This is a genomic window from Corynebacterium jeddahense (genome assembly GCF_028609865.1).
GTDB classification, from domain to species: Bacteria; Actinomycetota; Actinomycetes; order Mycobacteriales; family Mycobacteriaceae; genus Corynebacterium; species Corynebacterium jeddahense.
Genome location: NZ_CP063194.1, coordinates 1,231,605 through 1,249,882, shown reverse-complemented (window position 1 = coordinate 1,249,882; position 18,278 = coordinate 1,231,605). Strand labels below are relative to the sequence as shown.

Genomic DNA, 18,278 nt, shown 5'->3' with positions numbered 1-18,278 from the left:
TCACCTGCCATTTAGTAGGTAGTCTTGGTGCTGACCACGACTACCTACGGAAGGCAGAGAAATGGCGGCGTCCCTGACCATCGCACCGCACCCAGCAACCACCGACCTGAAACCGCTTCCCGTCCCGGAACTCGACAACTCGCTCGACGCGTACTCGCACGCGCTCGAGGCGGTTCTCGAAGGCGACCGGCTCGAGCGGGCCAAGGGCATCGTGGAAGACTTCCGCACCGGAAAGGGCCCGGAGCTCGACGCGAAGCTGCGTGAGCGCGCCGCTGAGCGCGAGGAGCAGGGGGTCAACTGGCTGCACAACGAGTGGTACGCGGGCTATCTCACCGTCCGCGAGCCGCTGGCGTTGTCCACCAACGTGCTGTTCCAGATTGACCTGCCGGACAAGGACATGCCGGTCGGCATGGGGCGCGCGGTCGAGTTCATCCAGCGCGCCGCCGCGATCCACCTACAGGCTGCCGCCGGGGAGACCCCGGAGGACCAGGACGCCCGCGGCAACCGGATCACCATGAACCAGTGGTTCCCCTACGCCGGCGCGATCCGCCACCCGGAGCCCGGCGAGGACGTCATCATCCAGACCGAACTCGATGCCACCAACCGCGAGATCGGCGTGTTCTGCAACGGCCAGTTCTTCGCCCTGCAGATCAGCGACGACGAGGGTAAGCCCGCCTCCGATAAGGCCATTGCGGACGCGCTGGAGAAGATCCTTGCAGCCAGCCAGACCGAGGAGGGCACGTTCGACTTCAACGTTCCGTCGCTCATCGGCTCGGGCGCCCTGGCGGAGCTGTTGCCGGATCTGCTCGAGCTGGGCTACAACCGGGCGGTTTACGACCGCCTTGCCAACATGCTGTTCACCATCGACATTGTCGACGCGGAGATGGCGGGCGACCGCGAGCACTTCAAGCGCGATACCTTCGCACCGCGCGGCGCATGGCTGTACAAGCCGATGAGCTACCAGATCTCGCTGCGCGACCACTGGATCGGCCTGCAGGTGGAGCACTCCTGCCAGGACGGCGCCACCCTGGTCACCGCAATCAAGCGCATGCAGTCCGTGGTACTTCCCGCCGAGGCCTCGAACACGCTGACCGAGATCGAGCCGCAGTTTTTGATCTGGGAGATCAGCGACGAGCTGGGCGCCAAGCTGCAGCAGGAGCTGGACCAGACGCTCGCGCAGGCCGATAAGTTCGACGTGGAGATCATCACCGTGCCGCATAAGCAGCCGGCCGAGATGCCGTTCAAGGTCTCCCGCGACGCGTCCGCCCAGCTGACCATGTCGATCGCGCAGGAGCTGACCTACGGCCGCGTCCGCGCGGTCTACGAAGCGGTGGATATGCGCGAGTTCCGCGCCGGCCGTACCGAGTGCCTGCGCGCCGCGACCCCGGAAGCGGTGAACTTTGCCAAGAAGCTCGTCGCTGGCAAGGCCACTAGCGAGGACCTGGAGTCCGCGATCAACGCGCACCGCGGCTGGGTGAAGCGCTGCAAGTCCGGCAACGGCTTCGACCGCCACTTCCAGATGCTGGCCACCGTCGACGAGGAAGCCGCGGCCAACGAGCCGTTCTTCACTGACGAGGACGCGACCGCAGCGCGCCGCGACTTCCTGTCCACCACCTCGATCGGCGGCGCTGACCAGGTCGTGCGCTACTCGTTCGTCCCGTCCCTGCCGGAAGGCTTCGGCATCGCCTACACCCCGCTGCCGCAGGACGGCGAGTTCTGCGTGTCCTGGAACACCGAGACCGCCGAGAAGCCGGAGGAGTTCCGCGCGAACCTGGAGAAGGCCTCCGATATGTTCTGGGGTTTCTGCGCGACGCTCTAGGCGCGCACGCTAGGAGACGAACCGGCGGGTCACGGCGAGCCACTCGTCGAGCTCACCGGTGTCCTCCCACAGCGAGTACAGCTCAGAGCCGCCCGGGCGCACCGCGGCTTGGGCGCGCCGCCTGATCCACTGTTTGTCGTCCATGGTGAACGGGTAGTCCAAATCAGACGGGGAGTAGTTGTCCGGCGCGTGCCCATTGAGCACGGCTGCGAGCGCGATGATGGATTCCGCATCGTCCGTGGCCAGCGGCCCCATGCCGCACTCGAAGCGGAACTGATCCATGCGGAACGTGCCGTCGGCCAGTGCGGCGACGGCATCTGCTGCGGGGTCATTGTCGAACGGCCCCGTGTTCCACGTTCCCACGAGGGGTCACAGTAGACCCGTGAGGTAAATAAATTTTTACCTATAGGTTAATTTCGCGGGTATAAATCTTTACCTTTTGAGCGTCTCGATCAGCTCTCGCACCTGCGGCTCGAGCGCCTCTTTGGGCCCGTTGTTGTCGATGATGACGTCGGCTGCGGCTTTGCGGGTGTCGTCGTCAAGCTGCTGCTTGATACGCGCCCTCGCGTCGGCCTCGTCGAGCCCTCGCGTAGCGACGAGCCTCCGGACCCGCTCCTCCACATCCACGTCCACGACCACGGTGAGGTCCATGTCCTTGTCCAGGCCGAGGTCCACGAGCAGCGGCATGTCGTAGACGACCGCCGGCTCCCCCGCCACCGCCGCCGCGGCGAACCTGCGCTCGGACTCCGCGCGGATGGCCGGGTGGGTGATGGCGTTGAGCCGCGCTGTCTGCTCCCGCGAGGCGAACGCGCGCCGCGCCAGCTCGCCGCGGTTGAGCGCGCCGCCGGGGCCGATGAGATCCGCGCCGAACTCGCGGGCTACCTCGTCGAGCACCGGCGAGCCGGGTTCCATGATCTCGCGTGCGATCTGGTCCGCGTCCACCACCGCGAACCCCGCGTCGGCGAGCATCCGCGCCACCGTCGACTTGCCGCTGCCGATGCCGCCTGTCAGGCCCACTTTCTTCATGGGGCCGAAGATAGCAAAACGTCCCGCCCCCGCTGGTTGCGGCGGGGGCGGGACGAATCGTCGTGAAGCGAGGTGCTTAGTTGCCGGCGAGCTTGTCGCGCAGCGCGGCGAGCTGCTCGTCGGAGGCGAGGGAGCCGATGTTCTCCTCGGCCTGGTCGGCTGCCGGAGCCGCAGCCTCAGACTCGGAGGAGTAGTTCGTCTGCTCGCCCTCGTGCTCCGCGGCCTCGGCGGCTGCGGCGCGGTGGCGCTCGATCTGCGCGGTGTGCGCGGTGTGGCGGCGCTCCGCCTCGGCGTAGCGAGCCTCCCACTCCTGGCGGGCCTCGTCGTAGCCTTCCATCCACTCGTTGGTCTCCGGGTCGAAGCCCTCCGGGAAGATGTAGTTGCCCTGCTCGTCGTAGGAGTCGGCCATGCCGTAGCGAGACGGGTCGAACTCCTCGACGTAGTCCTCGTCAGCCTGCTTGAGCGACAGGGAGATGCGGCGACGGTCCAGATCGATGTCGATGACCTTGACCATGACCTCCTCGCCGACGTTGACAACCTGGTCCGGGACCTCCACGTGGCGCTGGGCCAGCTCGGAGATGTGGACGAGGCCCTCGATGCCCTCCTCGACGCGGACGAACGCGCCGAACGGGACGAGCTTGGTCACCTTGCCCGGGACGATCTGGCCCACGGCGTGCGTGCGGGCGAAGACGCGCCACGGATCCTCCTGCGTCGCCTTGAGCGACAGGGAGACGCGCTCACGGTCGAGGTCGACGTCGAGCACCTCGACGGTGACCTCGTCGCCCACGGCGACAACCTCGGACGGGTGGTCGATGTGCTTCCAGGACAGCTCGGAGACGTGCACGAGGCCGTCAACACCGCCGAGGTCGACGAACGCACCGAAGTTGACGATGGAGGACACGACGCCCTTGCGCACCTGGCCCTTCTGCAGCTGGTGCAGGAAGTCGGAGCGGACCGCGGACTGGGTCTCCTCCAGGTAGGCGCGGCGGGACAGCACGACGTTGTTGCGGTGCTTGTCCAGCTCGATGATCTTCGCCTCGAGCTCCTGGCCGATGTACGGATCCAGGTCGCGCACGCGGCGCATCTCGACGAGCGACGCCGGCAGGAAGCCGCGCAGGCCGATGTCGAGGATGAGGCCGCCCTTGACGACCTCGATGACGGTGCCGGTAACCGGCTGATCGTTGGCCTGCAGCTCCTCGATGGTGCCCCACGCACGCTCGTACTGCGCACGCTTCTTGGACAGCATGAGGCGGCCTTCCTTGTCCTCTTTGGTCAGGACAAGCGCGTCGATCTCATCGCCGACCTCGACCACGTCCTCCGGGTCGACGTCGTGCTTGATGGACAGCTCGCGGGTGAGGATGATGCCCTCGGTCTTGTAACCGATGTCGAGCAGGACCTCGTCGTGGTCGACCTTGACCACGGTGCCGGTGACGATGTCGCCATCGTTGAAGTACTTGATGGTCGCGTCAACTGCGGCGAGGAATTCCTCAGGGCCACCGATGTCGTTGATGGCAACCTGGGGTGCGTTGGAAGTGCGCATAAGAAGTATGTGCTCCGAAAAATAGGAGATCGTAGGTGTACAGGAACGCATCTCTCGGGGGCGCGTTGGCCGCCCGATCCCACGCCGCGCTGGCAGCCTCACCCTCCTATTACGGTGGGCGCCGCACGGTCGCGTCGATACGCCCGAGCAAGTGTAGACACTTTCCCCAGCTAGAGCAAATAATTCGCAGATGCGTATCGACGCCCCTCCGGTCGCCCCGCACGAACCGGCGACTATCATAGCCCGCGTCTTATCAATCTCCCAGATTTTGGAGCCACCAGTATGTGGAAACGCAGTGTCGCTGTCGCCGCCTCGTTCGTTGGCATCGTCGTCGGCGCCGGATTCGCCTCGGGCATGGAGGCGATGCAGTACTTCGTGGCCTACGGCACGGACGGGTTCTACGGCGTCATCCTCGCCGGGGTGACCATGATCTTCGCCGCCACTGCCTTCATGACGTTCGGCTCCTACTTCCTCGCCGACGAGCACAACGAGGTCTTCTACAAGGTCACCTCGAAGCCGGCGGCGTTCATCATGGACTGGTCCGCCGTGGCCTGCATGTTCTCCGTCGGCTTCGTTATGTTCGCCGGCGCCGGGTCGAACCTGCGACAGTCCTTCGGCTGGCCGATCTGGGTCGGCGCGTCGCTCATGCTCGCGCTCATGCTCGTCGTCGGCCGCTTCGACGTGGACAAGGTCTCCTCCGTCATCGGGTTCGCCACCCCGGTCCTGGTCATCTTCGTGCTCATCGGCGCGATCTACTCCTTCACCCAGGTCGACGTCGACTGGGCTCAGGTGAGCGACTACGCGCAGTCCGAGGTCACCCGCGCCGACGGCACGCCATTCTGGTGGCTCGGCGCGCTCAACCACACCGGCCTCAACGCGCTGTGCGGCGTGTCCATGGCGCTGGTGATGGCCGGCGACGAGTTTGACACGAAGTCGAGCCGCCTCGGTGGCATCATCGGCGGGTTCATCTACGTGGGCATGCTCGCGCTCCTCGTCGCGTCCCTGCTCATCCAGGTGGAGTCCGTCAACGGCGACGACATGCCGCTGCTCTCCGTCATCGAGAACGTCGACCCGGTGCTCGGCTTCATCATGACCTGGGTCATCTTCCTCATGGTCTTCAACACCTGCCTGGGCATGTTCTACGCGCTGGCGAAGCGCCTCACCCGCAAGCACCCGGAGAAGTTCTACCGCGTGTACGCGATCGCCTGCATCGTGGGCTTCGTCCTGTCCTTCGCTGGCTTCCAGCCGCTGGTGAACAGCCTCTACCCCGTTCTCGGCTACCTCGGTCTCTTCGTCATGGCCGTGATGACGGCGGTCTACCTCAAGCACCGCTCCGAGCTCAAGGACGAAGGCGAGCGCCGGGCGCGCGCCGTTGCGCTGGCCAGCGGCGACGCCGCCTCCGACGACAACGCATCCGAGCGCTATGAGAGCAGCAACAACGGCGACTACGACAGCCCCGGCAACCCAGCGGGCTACGCCGCGCACATCCCGGCCGCCGACGCGGACGAGGACACTGGCGACGACGCCGACGATGCGGTGGCTGGCAAGGACCTCGACGAGCTGGCCGGCGACTCGAACCTCGATGACGAAGAGTTCAAGAAGGCCCTGCGCGACGAGGTCGACTCCTCCGATGGGGACGAGCGGCGCTCGCTCAACGACCTGCTCTAGCCCGGCCGCCCGAGCGCCACGGGGGTAGCCGGCGGGGGCGAAACAGGCGGTGGACCGCCGGTGAACGACGGGTGAACGAAACCGATCGCCAAGCTGGCCACGCGCCCTACTACGCTGCCGTCCAAGTTAAACGGTTGGTGACACCTAAGAAACACCTTGCCCCCTATTGAGCTTTCTCTCAGCTTTCTGCTAGCTTTAGCTCTGGCACTCGGGGGACAGACCCAGCCAGGGGTGAAATCGAAGCCCCGGCACGGTCGCACGGCCGACCCCCGCGGCCCCTTCCCCCCGGGGAGGACGACAATTGAATATGGTAGCGGGGTTTTGGGGGAAGCCCCTGGGGGGAATCTGCGGTGGCCGGGGTGGTCCGCCGCACGCGAGGCGGGCAGGGTTGCGACGCGGCCCTGCCCGCCTCGGCGGTTAGTGCGCCGCCGCGTCCCAGTTCGCACCGGTGCCGGCCGAGACCTCGAGCGGGACGAGCAGCTCGATCGCACCGTCCATTTCGCGTTCGACGATCGCGCGGACCGCCTCGAGCTCGCCCGGGGCGACCTCGACCACGAGCTCGTCGTGCACCTGGAGCAGGACGCGCGAGCGCTTGCCCTCGAGCGCGGCGTCGACGCGCAGCATGGCGACCTTGATGATGTCGGCGGCCGTGCCCTGGATCGGCGCGTTGAGCGCCGCGCGCTCGGCGTTCTCCCGGGCCACGCGGTTGTCACTGTTGAGCTCCGGCAGGTAGCGGCGGCGGCCGAACACCGTGGAGGTGTAGCCATCGCGGCGCGCCTGCTCGACCACCTCGTCGAGGTAACGCTTCACCCCGCCGAAGCGCTCGAAGTAGCTGGCCATGATGTCCTTCGCCTCGCCCGCGGAGATGGAGAGCTGGTTCGACAGCCCGTACGCGGACAGGCCGTAGACCAGGCCGTACGACATCGCCTTGACGCGGCGGCGCAGTTCCGGGGTGACCTGGTCGATGGGCACGTCGAACACGCGCGAACCGACGAAGTTGTGCAGGTCCTCCCCCGCCCGGTACGCCTCGATGAGCCCGTCGTCCTTGGACAGGTGCGCCATGACGCGCATCTCGATCTGGGAGTAGTCCGCGGTGAGCAGGCACTCGTAGCCCTCGCCCACGACGAACGCGGAGCGGATCTTGCGGCCGGCCTCGGTGCGCACCGGGATGTTTTGCAGATTCGGCTCCGCGGAGCTGAGCCGCCCCGTCGAGGCGACCGTCTGGTTAAACGTGGTGTGGATGCGCCCGTCCGGTTGCACCGTCTTGATCAGCCCCTCGATCGTGGACTTCATCTTCTGGTGCTCGCGGTGCGCGAGCAGCTGGTCCAAGAACGGGTGCGGGTGCTTCTCCGCGAGCGCCTCGATCTCGCCCGCCGCGGTGGAGTAGCCGGTCTTCGTCTTCTTCGTCTTCGGCAGCCCGAGTTTGTCAAAGAGCACCGCGGACAGCTGCTTGGGGCTGGAGAGGTTGAGCGAAGGCTCGTCGACAAGCTGGCGCGCCTCCTCCTCGACCTGCTCGACCTTGAGCGTGAACTCCTTGCGCAGGCCCTCAAGGACCTCGATGTCGACGGCGATGCCAGTGTGCTCCATCTCGGCGAGCACGGTTACGAGCGGCAGCTCGAGGTCCGAGTACAGCTCGTAGGAGTCGATCGCGCGCAGCTCCTCCGCCAGCGCCGCCGACAGCTCCAGCACCGCCGCTGCCGCGTCGAGGTCGGCGGTCTCGCTGAGCAGGCTGAGCTGGTCCGATCCCGGGTTGAGCTGGCGCTGCAGGTGGCGCTGGTAGATGTCCTCGAGCGCGTACGTGCGCTGGCCGGGCCGCAGCAGGTACGCGGCGATCGCGGTGTCGTGCGCGATACCGCGTAGCTCGATGCCGCGCCCGCGCAGCATGTGGTACGCCGCCTTCGCCTCGTGGAAGAACTTCGGCGCGTCCGACTCGAGCCAGCGCTTCAGCGCCACGTCCTCGGCGGCGCTCAGGTCGGCGGCGAGCTTGCTTACGCCGTGCCGTTGCTTATCGACGATCGCCAGCGCCACCACGTCACCCTCCCCGGGCGTGGCGTTGCCGGTGACGTAGACCGCCAACCCGTCGCCTTCTCGCTGGGCCAGCCAGGCGTCCAACGGGGCGTCGTCAAGCGTAATGTCCTCGAGCTCGACCGCCTCGGCGGCGGGCGCGGTGCCGTCTGTGGGCACCGCGGCGAGCACGCGCTCGCGGAGGTTCACGCCGAACTCGAGGTCGTCGAAGCGGGAGGCGACCCTGCTCACCTCGGCGGGCTTGAGTTCGAGGTCGTCCGGGCCGACCGGCAGCTCGACGTCGGTGACCATCTGCGTGAGCTCGCGGTTGAGGCGGACCTGCTCGATGCGCTCGCGGAAGTTGTTCGCGGCCTGGCCCTTGAGCTCGTCGGCGTGGTCGATGAGCCCGTCGAGCGTGCCGTACTGCGCAATCCACTTCGTCGCGGTCTTCTCCCCCACCTTGGGCACGCTGGGCAGGTTGTCGGACGGGTCCCCGCGAAGCGCGGCGAAGTCCGGGTACTGCGCCGGGGTGAGGCCGTACTTGCGCTCCACCTCCTCGGGCGTGAAGCGGGTCATGGTAGACACGCCGCGGGTCGGGTACAGCAGCGTCGTCGTGGCGTCGACAAGCTGGATGTAGTCGCGGTCGCCCGAGACGAGCACGATCTCAAAGTCGCCCGCCGCCCGCGCCTGCGTGGTCAGGGTGGCCACGATGTCGTCCGCCTCGAAGTTCTCCTTGCTCAAGGTGGTGATGCCGAGGTCGCCGAGCACGTCCTCGATGATCGGCACCTGGCCTTTGAACTCCGGCGGTGCCGCCTCGCGCTGCGCCTTGTACTCGGCGAACTTCTCGGTGCGGAAGGTCTTGCGGCCGACGTCGAAGGCCACCGCAGCGTGCGTCGGCCGCTCCTCGGCGAGGATGTTGGCGAACATGGAGAGGAACCCGTACACCGCGTTCGTGTGCTGCCCACCCGTGGTGGAGAAGTTCTCCGTGGGCAGCGCGTAAAAGGCGCGGAAGGCCATCGAGTGGCCGTCGATCAGCAGCAGTCGCTTCGTGTTCTCGGGTGTCTCGCTCACGGTCAGCCAGTCTAGCGGCCGCCCCGACACGGCCCTGCTGCGCTCGCTGCGCCGGGATTTCCTGGGGCGCGGGCGCTGCGATAGACTTTCGCGCGACGCCCCAGTAGCCCAATTGGCAGAGGCAACGGATTCAAAACCCGTCCAGTGTGAGTTCGAGTCTCACCTGGGGCACGAAATAATACACTCCATTAACCAGTAACAACGAGGTCAGGCGGGGTGCTATCCACAAATGAATAGGCAAAAAAGCCAATAAATAGGCACTTCCAGCACTGCTATTGCCGTATGGATGCCGTACAGCTCCGCCCCTAGAGGATGGAATCCATCGCTGCTGTCAGAGAATCTAGGTCACTATCGAACAGCTCGGTGTAGTGATCCAACGTCATCGAAATGTTCTTGTGTCCCACCTGACGTGAGATTACAGAGATGGGTGCCCCCACGCTCACCTTCAAAGAGATGGCGGTGTGACGAAGATCATGAGATGTCACATGGGGGAAATCCTCATCTACTGCTTGAATGCGTCCTACGGCACAACCGAGCCACAACTTCGTCCCCTGCGGTCGCTTTAACGGCTCTTTTGTTCCCTGTTTGGTGAAGAGGAAATCTGTTTTCTTCTTCCCCTCGCACAGTGCTGTGAGTTCGTCGTCAAACTTCGAAGAGAAGGCAACTTCACGCCTTGAACTCTCAGTTTTGAGAGCTTCCTTGACATGCACTTCATTGCCAACCGTGACAGCCTGACGCTTAATACTGATACGGTGCCGTTCCAAGTCAAGGTCTCCCACCTGAAGCCCCGCAACCTCACCGAACAGTATTTCCCGCCTGCATTCCGCAGAATCGACCTAGACTTAAACGTGAACGTGGTGCTGCCACCACTTGCAGAACGGAGGGAAATTCATGGTCAACGAGAACATCGAGAAATTATCAGCCACGCTGGAGGAAACTCGTGCCGAGCGGGAAGAGCTGTATAAGTGGTTCCACCGGAACCCGGAGTTGTCCATGGAGGAGCATGAGACAGCCGCCCGCATCGAAGAAGAGCTCAAACGCATGGGGCTCGAGGTGCAGACATTCGCGGGGACCGGCAAAGTCGCTGTCATCGAGAATGGCGACGGCCCGACCGTCTTGTTCCGGTCCGACCACGACGCGCTGCCGATCGCCGAAGACACTGGAGCCGATTACGCCGTGCCGGCCGAGCAAGGTGTCATGCATGCGTGCGGTCACGACATGCACACCGCCGCGCATCTCGGTGCCGTGAATGCGCTCGTCCGCAATAAAGACGCTTGGTCGGGTACCTTCATCGCCCTTTTCCAACCCGGCGAGGAAGCTGGGGGCGGGGCCCGCCGAATGGTGGAGGACGGCCTTGTTCAACGGTTGCCTAAGCCGGATTACGTGTTCGGCCAGCACGTTCTAGCCGAAGACCCGCCGCTCGGCTTCGCCTTCACGCCGGGACGAATGACTACCGCCGCGTCGAACTGGAAGGTTCGCATCCACGGAAAATCCGGCCACGGCTCCCTTCCGCACCGCGCAATCGACCCGATTCCAACCGCGGGGACGATTGTCACCCGACTGCAAGCTGCGGTAGCCCGCGAGATCGACCCGCTCGAGATTGGCGTGATCTCGGTGGGATCTATCCACGGCGGAACGTCGTCCAACTCGATCTGCGATCTCGTCGAGCTCGGAATCAACACGCGTGCCTCAACCGACGAGATCTCCGAACAGATCCAGGACATCATGAAACGCGTCATCACCGCCGAGTGCGAGGCCGGTAACTGTCCGGAGCCGCCTGAGTTCGAATACCTCGATTCCGTCCCCGTGATCTACAACGACAGGGATCTGACCGAGCGCCTTAAGGACACTTTCACCGATTACTTCGGCGAAGAACTGGTCGGATGGGGCACCGGCTTATCCGGCTCCGAGGATTTCCCGGTCATCCCGAACGCCTGGGATGCCCCCTATGTCTTCATTGCCTGGTCCGGATTCGAGGAGGGCCACGACGGTCCGCCCAACCACAACAAGGGTTTCCTCCCGCAGCTCCAGCCGACTCTCGACCGCGGCTCCATGTCTGTGCTCCTCGCCGCAGCCACGGTCATGGCCAAGGATTAAGGCGCGCCCCCGCTTATCGACTATCGGCCCCGAGGCTTCCCCTCGGGGCCGATTTCATGTGTCGGCACGATGCTAGCGCTGATGTCTGCGAGCTACTTCTTCTGATTCTTCGCCCACAGCTTGCGGGTTTTCTTGACCGAGAGCGTGAATCCGATCATGAAGATGACCGTCACGAACGGGACGAGGACGAAGCCGGCACCATAAGAACCGAATTTGTCTGGGAACGCTCCCCACAACGGTGTTCCTACCGCCAAGCCGATGGGGTAGGCCATGCCGAGCACACCCCAGATCTTAGAGAAGTCCCGCTGCCCGAACGTCGCCTGCGCGACGAGTGGGGGAGACACCGTACCGTTCGAAGTGCCCAGGGACATAATGACGATGAGGACAAGGTACGGAATGAAGTAGGTGACCCAGGTGGAGATGAACACCGCAACACCGGCCACTCCCAAGGTCAGCCACATCGCCGGTAGAAGCCCCATCTTGTCGATCAACCAGCCGATCAGCGGTTTGAACACGATCAAACTCAGAGTCGCGGTGATGACCACCGCGGAGATCTTGCTGGAGGAGACAAAGATGCCCCACGGAGTGCCAGACAGGTACGCCACAAAGTGCTGCGTCATCGCGTACGTCATGCCGAAGAGAAAGTAGGACGCGATGAGCACGTAGAACCAGGGCACCGAGAACGCTTCTTTTTGGGTCAAGCCCGGCTCGACTCCGGAGACGTCGGCGGCTTCATCAGCGTTGACAGCCGTCTCGCCGTAGCCCGGGATTTGATAATCCAGTGGGGAGTTGCGCACCAGGAAGATCGCCGGAAGTATCGTGAACGCCGCCATGAATGCCGCGAGGAAGAATGAGGCGGCGCGCCAGCCGACTGAATCCAAGAGATATGGCATGCCGATTCCGAGGATCATGCCTCCCACCCCGGAGCCAGCCAAGACGACACCCATGATGGTGCCCTTATTCCGGAAGAACCATCGGTTGACCACAACGATAGGCACATACTGTGCAGAAAGGCCCACACCGACACCGATCACGATGCCCGCGAGGTAGAACATCCACAGCGACGTTGACAGCCCAAAGATGATTAGCCCCACCGCAGCAATGATTCCGCCGATAATGAGCAGTCCCTGTGCCTTCAGCTTGTCCACCAGCTGACCTGCCACTGGCATCGCCAAGGCCGATGACACACCGAGCAGCGTGTAGTAGACGAGGAATGACGAGCTCGTGAACTCCGGGAATTGCGACAAGATCACCGGGGTGAAAAAGCTCATCGCCGTGAACGACACGGCCATCGCGATATTGACTAGCAGCGCACCGACGGCCACCCGCAGATAGATTCCGGACAGCTTCTCGCTGGCGGCGATGTCTTCACCAGAAAAACCGCCCGCCCCGGGATTCGATGCGCCATCAGCTCCGATAGCAGTAGACATAGGGGCTCCCTTCTCTCACCTTGAGCGTACAGCTCGATGGCCGAGGGGCCGTGGGTTTCGCGCTCTGGCTGGCCCGTCGCAATGACAGACACATTGGGCGGGCCTGCAGTTTTCGCTGTCGACGATGAGTTCGGGTCTCACCTGGGGCACGAATTATTACACTCCAGCAACCAGCAACCACGAGGTCAGGCACTACGCCAGGCCCGGGATGTAGGCCACGCTGCCGCCAAGCGACATCGTGACAAACAGCGGGGTGAGCACGAGGGGGCCGAGCCACGCGCGGCCGGTCTGCGAGTAGAACAGCTTGTTCATGATCGGCAGCAGGATCATCATCGGCAGGATCGACTGCAGCATGTTCACGTAGAGCCAGTCGTCGGTCCAGTGCACCGTGCTGGTCGCGGTGAAGACTGCGTACTGCACCACGAAGATGGCGGCGAGGCCGAGGGAGTTCGCAACCGCCGCGATGAGGTACGTCTGCCACGCCGGAACGTCGCGGTAGCGCGTGCCCACCGCAGCGCGCAGGGAGTTGGCGAAGTAGAAGACGAACATCACGGGCACGTACTCGCACGCGACGAGGAACCAGCGCAGCGTCAGCGGCCGGGACGCGATGACGAGGAAGCGGTAGTCCGTGTGGAACGCGGTGTAGACCACCGCGAGGATTGAGAAGTAGACGAACAGGATGCACACGGCGAGGACGACGGTCCGGCCGAAGGAGCGCCACGGCATGGTCATGCCCCACGCGCGGCTACGCTCGCCCGCCGGGTAGGTGTCCTTGTCCCGCGTGAAATCGCCCACCCTCCGCGGCTTCGTCAGTGCCGCGGGCCCGGTTTGGCCGGCTGTTTCGTGTGGTTGGAGCACTGTAGACACTGTTGACACCTGGGGGTTCTACTTTCCGTTTTCAGTCACGTGACCGAGGGATCGTATCTGCCCCGGGCGCCGCCCGGCAGCCGTTCTTCAGGATCCCACAGTTTGCTTTTATATAGCCTAACTATATAGTGTGCCTATGCAATCGGATCAGGATCTCGCCTCGCTCGCCGTCGACCTCGTCTCCGCGGGCAGCCACTTCGCACGCGCCGTCTTCCAGGCGACCGGCACCGAGCTCTCCTACGTCTCGCTGCGCGTCCTCGCCACGCTCGAGCGCGAACCCGGCCTGCGCGTCGGGGAGCTCGCGAGGCGCGAGGGCATCACGCAGCCGTCGATGAGCCAAGCGATCAAGCGGCTTGTCGACGACGGCCTCGTCGACCGCGCCCCCGCCCCCGACGACGCGCGGGCGAGCGAGCTGACCGTGACCGATGCCGGCCGCCGCGTCGTGCGCGACTACCGCGACGCCTCGGCGAGGCAGGTCGTGCCGATGTTCCGGGATCTCTCCCCTGGTGACGTCGAGACGCTGCAGAGCGCCGCGGCGCTGCTACCGAAACTCACCGAACAACTCCGAGACCGCAAAGGAGGCCGCGCGTGACGGACACGCCACACGTTGAAACCGAACCCCATTCCATCCTGAAACAGCCCATCGCCGTGTGGGCGCTCGCCTTCGCCTGCGCCGTGTCCTTCATGGGCATCGGCCTGGTGGATCCGATCCTGCCCGCGATCTCGCGCGAGCTCAACGCAACGCCGACGCAGACGATGCTGCTGTTCACGAGCTACCTGCTCATCACCGCGATCGCGATGTTCTTCAGCGCGTTTATCTCCTCGCGCATCGGCGTCAAGCGCACGCTCTTGATCGGCCTCGCGCTCATCGTCGTGTTCGCATTCCTCTCCGGCGCGGCCGGCTCCGTGGACGCGATCATCGGCTTCCGCGCCGGCTGGGGCCTGGGCAACGCGCTGTTCATTTCCACCGCGCTCGCGGCCATCGTCGGCGCCGCGGCCGGGCACTCGGGTGAGGCCGTCATCCTCTACGAGGCCGCGATGGGCATCGGCATGGCCGTCGGCCCGCTACTCGGCGGGGTGCTCGGCAGCATCAGCTGGCGCGCACCGTTCTACGGCACCGCGGTGCTCATGGCCATCGGCTTCGCCGCCATCGCACTGCTGCTGAAGAAGGCGGAGCACACCCCCGAGCCGGTCGAGCTCGCCGCGGGCCTCGCCGCGGTGAAAGACCCGGCGCTGTTCACGCTCGGGCTCGTGGCATTTTTCTACAACTACGGATTCTTCACGCTGCTCGCCTACTCCCCCTACCCGATCGACGAGGCCGCGGCTGAGGCCGGCCGCGACTTCGGCGCGACCGAGCTCGGGTTCGTCTTCTTCGGCTGGGGCCTCGCGCTCGCGCTCTCGGCGGTCTTCCTCGCGCCACGCCTGACCCGGGCTTTCGGGCTCATGCCGGTGCTGGTGACCATCCTCACCAGCTTCGGCGTGGTCCTTGCCGCCCTCGGCTTCGGCGTACACAACCTCACCGCGGTGATCACTTTGGTCATCATCGCCGGCGTCTTTATCGGCGTGTTCAACACCGTGCTCACCGAGGCGGTTATGGAGGCGACCGAGATGCCGCGCAACGTTGCGTCCTCGAGCTACTCGGGCATGCGCTTCCTCGGAGGCGCGGTCGCCCCGGCCGTCTCTGGGCCGCTCGCCGCGTCGTACGGCGCCGGCGTGCCCTACTGGGTGGGCGCAGTCTCGCTCGCGGTCTCGCTCATCGTGCTCTTCGCGGGCAAGCGTTCGCTCCACCGCATCGCGTAGCGGCTAGAACGGCAGCGTGATTCCGAACTGCTCGGCGAGCTGCGGACCGTAGAACCCGAGGAGGCCGACCACAAACAGCACTGCCCAGATAGCGGTGGACGCCGCCTCGGAGATGCCGAGTTTCGCCGACAGCGAGTCGGTCGCCGCGATGATAATGTCCGAGACCTTATCCAGGGCCGGTTCCAGCGCCGCCGCGGGTGCCTGCCGCGCCGGCGCAGACGCGCCCGCCGGCAGCGGACGGCGCGGCATTCGGTGCGATGTACGGGGCCGCCACCGGGGCGGCGAGGGACAGGCTCGTCGCGAGAGCAAGTGCGGGGCGGGCGCGGTTCATGGGCATGATGCTACCTGTTCACGGCCGCGCGGGAGCAGTTATGATACCCGCTATGCGCAAGACCTACCTCGCCGGCGCGGTCGCCGGAGCACTCGTTTTCACCACCCTCGCCCCCGTGCCGGCCTTCGCCCAGACCGACACGACTGGGGCGTCGAACGCCGCGGATAGCGACAAGCCCGCGAGCAACGACAACGCCACGGGTACGACGAACCCGGACGGCGAAAAGGCCCTCGTGGACGCAGCGAAGGCGTTCCAGGACCTTTCCGACGCCTCCGGTTCCGCGAACAAGGACGGCGCAGGCTCCTCCTCCGACCTTAAGCTCGACCCGGAGAACGACCCCCTCTACATCGACCCGGAGAAGAACCCGCTGAAGAAGGTCTCCAGCTCCGAGATGTTCCTCGAGGTCACGGGCAAGCCGGCGAACGGCGAGGATCCGAACGTCGCGCAGGCGTGGGCCGCGAACTCCTCGATCCCGGACACCGCGAACCCGATCGAGCTGCTCAAACAGGAGGCGCAGGGCTCCTCGATGATGTGGGAGGGCTTGTTCACCGGGGACTTCGCGATGTCGTCCGCGGGTTCGAGCCAGGCGACCTCGGTGTGGCTCTCCACGGTCATCGGCATCGCCGTCATCGGCCAGATCATCGAGCTCATCATGCGCGGGATCCGGATGGCGCAGCGGTAGCTTGCCGGAGGTGCGTCGATACGCATTGGCCCGGGGTGTAATATACGATAAATCGTAATTATTCATCCCCGATGGAAACGAGCCATGCGACATCCCACCTCGACATTTGCGGCGCTCGCCGCGACCAGCCTGCTCGCGGGCTGCGTCACCAACGCTGAAGGCGGCACCCCCGACGGCTGGGAGCCGATCGTGCCGGACGCCGTGCCCGAGATCGCGGCGATGGTGCCGCCCGACGTCGCCGCCGACGGTGTGCTCAACGTCGGCGCCAATCCCCCCTTCGCGCCGTTCGAATACAAGGACTCCACGGGCAACATCATCGGGGTGGAGATGGACCTCGCGCGCGCCGTTGCGGCCGTGATGGGGATGGACTTTCACGTCGACGACATGGACTTTTCCATGATCCTGCCCGCCGTGAGCGCGGGCAGCCTCGACGCCGGCTCCTCCGGGTTCACCGACAACGAGGAGCGCCAGAAGTCCTTCGACTTCGTCGACTTCCTCTACGCCGGCGTGCAGTGGGCCGCGCAGCCGGGCGCGGGCGTCGACCCAGACAACGCCTGCGGGCTCACCGTGGCGGTGCAGCGCACCACAGTCTCCGACACCGACGACGTGCGCCCGAAGTCCGAGGCGTGCGAGGCGGCGGGCAAGGACCCCATCACCGTGCTCGCCTTCGATACCGCCGACAACGCCGCGCTCGCCGCGCTCGTCGGCCGCGCGGACGCCTACAGCGCGGACTCCCCCGTCGCGGCGTGGGCGGTGGAGCGCTCCGACGGCAAGCTCGAGATGATCGGCGACATGTTCGACGCCGCGCCGTACGGCTTCGCGGTGCCGAAGGGCTCGCCGCTCGCCCCTGCAATGGCGGCGGCGATGCAGCACCTCATCGACACCGGCGACTACGCCCGCATTCTCAAGCAGTGGAACATCACGAGCGGCCTGCTGGATACGGCCCTGATCAACGAACACCCCGTGGGAGGAAAGTGACATGAGCACCCCCTATTCCAAGTACGCCGCCCAGCGCGGCGAGCGCACCCGCCCGCAGCGCATCGAGGCGAAGCCGCTGCGCCACCCCGGGCGCTGGGTGCTCGCGGCGGTGCTCGTCGCGCTCGTCGTGTGGTTCATCATCGGTGCCGCGCGTAACGACGCCTACGGCTGGGACACCTACTTCCAATACCTCTTCGACACCCGCATCGCCACCGCCGCGCTGCACACCATCGCGATCACGTTGCTGGCCATGCTCATCGGCGTGGCCGGCGGCGTACTCCTCGCCGTGATGCGGATGAGCCCGAACCCCGTGTTCAAGACGGTGGCCTGGGTGTTCCTGTGGATCTTCCGCGGCACCCCGGTCTACGTCCAGCTCATGTTCTGGGGCCTTATCGGCGCGATCTACGACACGATCAACCTCGGCTTCGCCGACATCCCGCTCGAGCCGTTCACCTCCTCCGCGTTCGCGCTCGCCGTCGTCGGGCTCGGGCTCAACGAGGCGGCCTACATGGCCGAGATCGTCCGCTCCGGCGTCTCCGCCGTGCCGGAGGGCCAAGTCGAGGCGTCGAAGGCGCTCGGCATGAGCTGGGGGCAGACGATGCGCCGCACCGTCCTACCGCAGGCGATGCGCATCATCATCCCGCCCACCGGCAACGAGTTCATCTCCTTGCTCAAGACGTCCTCTCTCGTCGTCGCGGTGCCGTACTCCCTCGAGCTCTACGGCCGCTCGATGGACATCGCGGCCGCGCTCTTCGAGCCGGTGCCGCTACTGCTCGTCGCCGCGACGTGGTACCTGGCCATCACGTCGCTGCTCATGGTCGCCCAGCACTACCTCGAGCGCTACTTTGACCGCGGCGCGACCCGCCAGCTCACCGCCCGCCAGCTCGCGTCGCTCGCCGACGCCGAGGGCACCATCCCCAACAACGTGCAGATCGTCGAGCAGCCGCAGAAGAAGGGACGCTAGC

16 protein-coding genes and 1 tRNA gene are annotated in these 18,278 nt (G+C 65.4%); 9 read left to right on the top strand and 8 right to left on the bottom strand.

The features are described 5' to 3' along the window. Nucleotides 1–61 precede the first annotated feature (61 nt). Nucleotides 62–1,819 (top strand): choline/carnitine O-acyltransferase, encoded by a 1,758-nt coding sequence (locus CJEDD_RS06130; protein WP_042404697.1) that lies wholly within the window; start codon nt 62–64, stop codon nt 1,817–1,819. A gap of 9 nt (nt 1,820–1,828) precedes the next feature. Here CJEDD_RS06130 and CJEDD_RS06125 read toward each other — a convergent pair whose 3' ends face one another. The 3 genes from CJEDD_RS06125 to rpsA form a co-directional block, all read right to left on the bottom strand. Further along, a complete protein-coding gene (locus CJEDD_RS06125) occupies nt 1,829–2,182 on the bottom strand; it encodes a DUF4259 domain-containing protein (protein ID WP_042404698.1) in 354 nt (117 codons plus the stop codon). 69 nt (nt 2,183–2,251) lie between these two features. Continuing rightward, on the bottom strand, nt 2,252–2,845 hold the full coding sequence (gene coaE, locus CJEDD_RS06120; RefSeq protein WP_042404699.1) for a dephospho-CoA kinase: 594 nt from the start codon (nt 2,843–2,845) through the stop codon (nt 2,252–2,254). A 76-nt stretch (nt 2,846–2,921) separates the two neighbouring features. Continuing rightward, the gene (rpsA, locus tag CJEDD_RS06115; RefSeq protein WP_042404701.1) at nt 2,922–4,385 is read right to left on the bottom strand and encodes a 30S ribosomal protein S1; all 1,464 of its coding nucleotides are present in this window, start codon (nt 4,383–4,385) and stop codon (nt 2,922–2,924) included. A gap of 282 nt (nt 4,386–4,667) precedes the next feature. Here rpsA and CJEDD_RS06110 point away from each other — a divergent pair, with 282 nt between their 5' ends. Then, complete coding sequence (locus CJEDD_RS06110) at nt 4,668–6,053, top strand: YkvI family membrane protein (RefSeq protein ID WP_042404703.1); 1,386 nt, start codon at nt 4,668–4,670, stop codon at nt 6,051–6,053. A gap of 417 nt (nt 6,054–6,470) precedes the next feature. Here CJEDD_RS06110 and polA read toward each other — a convergent pair whose 3' ends face one another. Then, nucleotides 6,471–9,074: a DNA polymerase I gene (polA, locus tag CJEDD_RS06105; RefSeq protein WP_042404745.1), complete on the bottom strand. Its 2,604-nt coding sequence runs from the start codon at nt 9,072–9,074 to the stop codon at nt 6,471–6,473. Between the two features lie 151 nt (nt 9,075–9,225). Between polA and CJEDD_RS06100 the strand changes: the two genes are divergently transcribed. Then, nucleotides 9,226–9,299 (top strand) — tRNA-Leu (locus CJEDD_RS06100). A gap of 134 nt (nt 9,300–9,433) precedes the next feature. On the opposite strand, the gene CJEDD_RS06095 is transcribed toward CJEDD_RS06100, so the two are convergent. Next, entirely contained in the window at nt 9,434–9,907 is a 474-nt protein-coding gene (locus CJEDD_RS06095; RefSeq protein ID WP_074432456.1) for a tyrosine-type recombinase/integrase, read from the bottom strand. A gap of 112 nt (nt 9,908–10,019) precedes the next feature. On the opposite strand from CJEDD_RS06095, the gene CJEDD_RS06090 reads away from it, so the two are divergent. After that, nucleotides 10,020–11,225: an amidohydrolase gene (locus CJEDD_RS06090; RefSeq protein WP_042404705.1), complete on the top strand. Its 1,206-nt coding sequence runs from the start codon at nt 10,020–10,022 to the stop codon at nt 11,223–11,225. A 92-nt stretch (nt 11,226–11,317) separates the two neighbouring features. Here CJEDD_RS06090 and CJEDD_RS06085 read toward each other — a convergent pair whose 3' ends face one another. Then, nucleotides 11,318–12,655 carry an MFS transporter gene (locus CJEDD_RS06085; RefSeq protein WP_042404707.1) on the bottom strand — a complete coding sequence of 446 codons (1,338 nt, stop codon included), beginning with the start codon at nt 12,653–12,655 and terminating at the stop codon, nt 11,318–11,320. A 192-nt stretch (nt 12,656–12,847) separates the two neighbouring features. Next, on the bottom strand, nt 12,848–13,450 hold the full coding sequence (locus CJEDD_RS06080; protein ID WP_042404709.1) for a hypothetical protein: 603 nt from the start codon (nt 13,448–13,450) through the stop codon (nt 12,848–12,850). A 208-nt stretch (nt 13,451–13,658) separates the two neighbouring features. Here CJEDD_RS06080 and CJEDD_RS06075 point away from each other — a divergent pair, with 208 nt between their 5' ends. Further along, the gene (locus CJEDD_RS06075) at nt 13,659–14,114 is read left to right on the top strand and encodes a MarR family winged helix-turn-helix transcriptional regulator (RefSeq protein ID WP_042404711.1); all 456 of its coding nucleotides are present in this window, start codon (nt 13,659–13,661) and stop codon (nt 14,112–14,114) included. Beyond that, nucleotides 14,111–15,322 (top strand): MFS transporter, encoded by a 1,212-nt coding sequence (locus CJEDD_RS06070; protein WP_042404713.1) that lies wholly within the window; start codon nt 14,111–14,113, stop codon nt 15,320–15,322. Before CJEDD_RS06075 ends, CJEDD_RS06070 begins: the two co-directional genes overlap by 4 nt. 3 nt (nt 15,323–15,325) lie before the next feature. Here CJEDD_RS06070 and CJEDD_RS06065 read toward each other — a convergent pair whose 3' ends face one another. Then, complete coding sequence (locus CJEDD_RS06065) at nt 15,326–15,571, bottom strand: hypothetical protein (protein WP_042404715.1); 246 nt, start codon at nt 15,569–15,571, stop codon at nt 15,326–15,328. Nucleotides 15,572–15,705: 134 nt separating this feature from the next. Here CJEDD_RS06065 and CJEDD_RS06060 point away from each other — a divergent pair, with 134 nt between their 5' ends. From CJEDD_RS06060 to CJEDD_RS06050, 3 genes are all read left to right on the top strand, one after another. Continuing rightward, nucleotides 15,706–16,335: a hypothetical protein gene (locus CJEDD_RS06060; protein ID WP_042404717.1), complete on the top strand. Its 630-nt coding sequence runs from the start codon at nt 15,706–15,708 to the stop codon at nt 16,333–16,335. Nucleotides 16,336–16,419: 84 nt separating this feature from the next. Beyond that, the gene (locus CJEDD_RS06055) at nt 16,420–17,313 is read left to right on the top strand and encodes an ABC transporter substrate-binding protein (protein WP_042404719.1); all 894 of its coding nucleotides are present in this window, start codon (nt 16,420–16,422) and stop codon (nt 17,311–17,313) included. Between the two features lies 1 nt (nt 17,314). Beyond that, entirely contained in the window at nt 17,315–18,277 is a 963-nt protein-coding gene (locus CJEDD_RS06050; RefSeq protein WP_042404722.1) for an amino acid ABC transporter permease, read from the top strand. The last annotated feature ends 1 nt before the right edge of the window (nt 18,278 follow it).

Coding starts and splice junctions, on each gene's coding strand:
- CJEDD_RS06130 (WP_042404697.1), top strand. CDS start 62: ATGGCGGCGTCCCTGACCATCGCACCGCACCCAGCAACCACCGACCTG.
- coaE (WP_042404699.1), bottom strand. CDS start 2,845: ATGAAGAAAGTGGGCCTGACAGGCGGCATCGGCAGCGGCAAGTCGACG.
- rpsA (WP_042404701.1), bottom strand. CDS start 4,385: ATGCGCACTTCCAACGCACCCCAGGTTGCCATCAACGACATCGGTGGC.
- CJEDD_RS06110 (WP_042404703.1), top strand. CDS start 4,668: ATGTGGAAACGCAGTGTCGCTGTCGCCGCCTCGTTCGTTGGCATCGTC.
- polA (WP_042404745.1), bottom strand. CDS start 9,074: ATGGCCTTCCGCGCCTTTTACGCGCTGCCCACGGAGAACTTCTCCACC.
- CJEDD_RS06090 (WP_042404705.1), top strand. CDS start 10,020: ATGGTCAACGAGAACATCGAGAAATTATCAGCCACGCTGGAGGAAACT.
- CJEDD_RS06085 (WP_042404707.1), bottom strand. CDS start 12,655: ATGTCTACTGCTATCGGAGCTGATGGCGCATCGAATCCCGGGGCGGGC.
- CJEDD_RS06075 (WP_042404711.1), top strand. CDS start 13,659: ATGCAATCGGATCAGGATCTCGCCTCGCTCGCCGTCGACCTCGTCTCC.
- CJEDD_RS06065 (WP_042404715.1), bottom strand. CDS start 15,571: ATGCCGCGCCGTCCGCTGCCGGCGGGCGCGTCTGCGCCGGCGCGGCAG.
- CJEDD_RS06060 (WP_042404717.1), top strand. CDS start 15,706: ATGCGCAAGACCTACCTCGCCGGCGCGGTCGCCGGAGCACTCGTTTTC.
- CJEDD_RS06055 (WP_042404719.1), top strand. CDS start 16,420: ATGCGACATCCCACCTCGACATTTGCGGCGCTCGCCGCGACCAGCCTG.
- CJEDD_RS06050 (WP_042404722.1), top strand. CDS start 17,315: ATGAGCACCCCCTATTCCAAGTACGCCGCCCAGCGCGGCGAGCGCACC.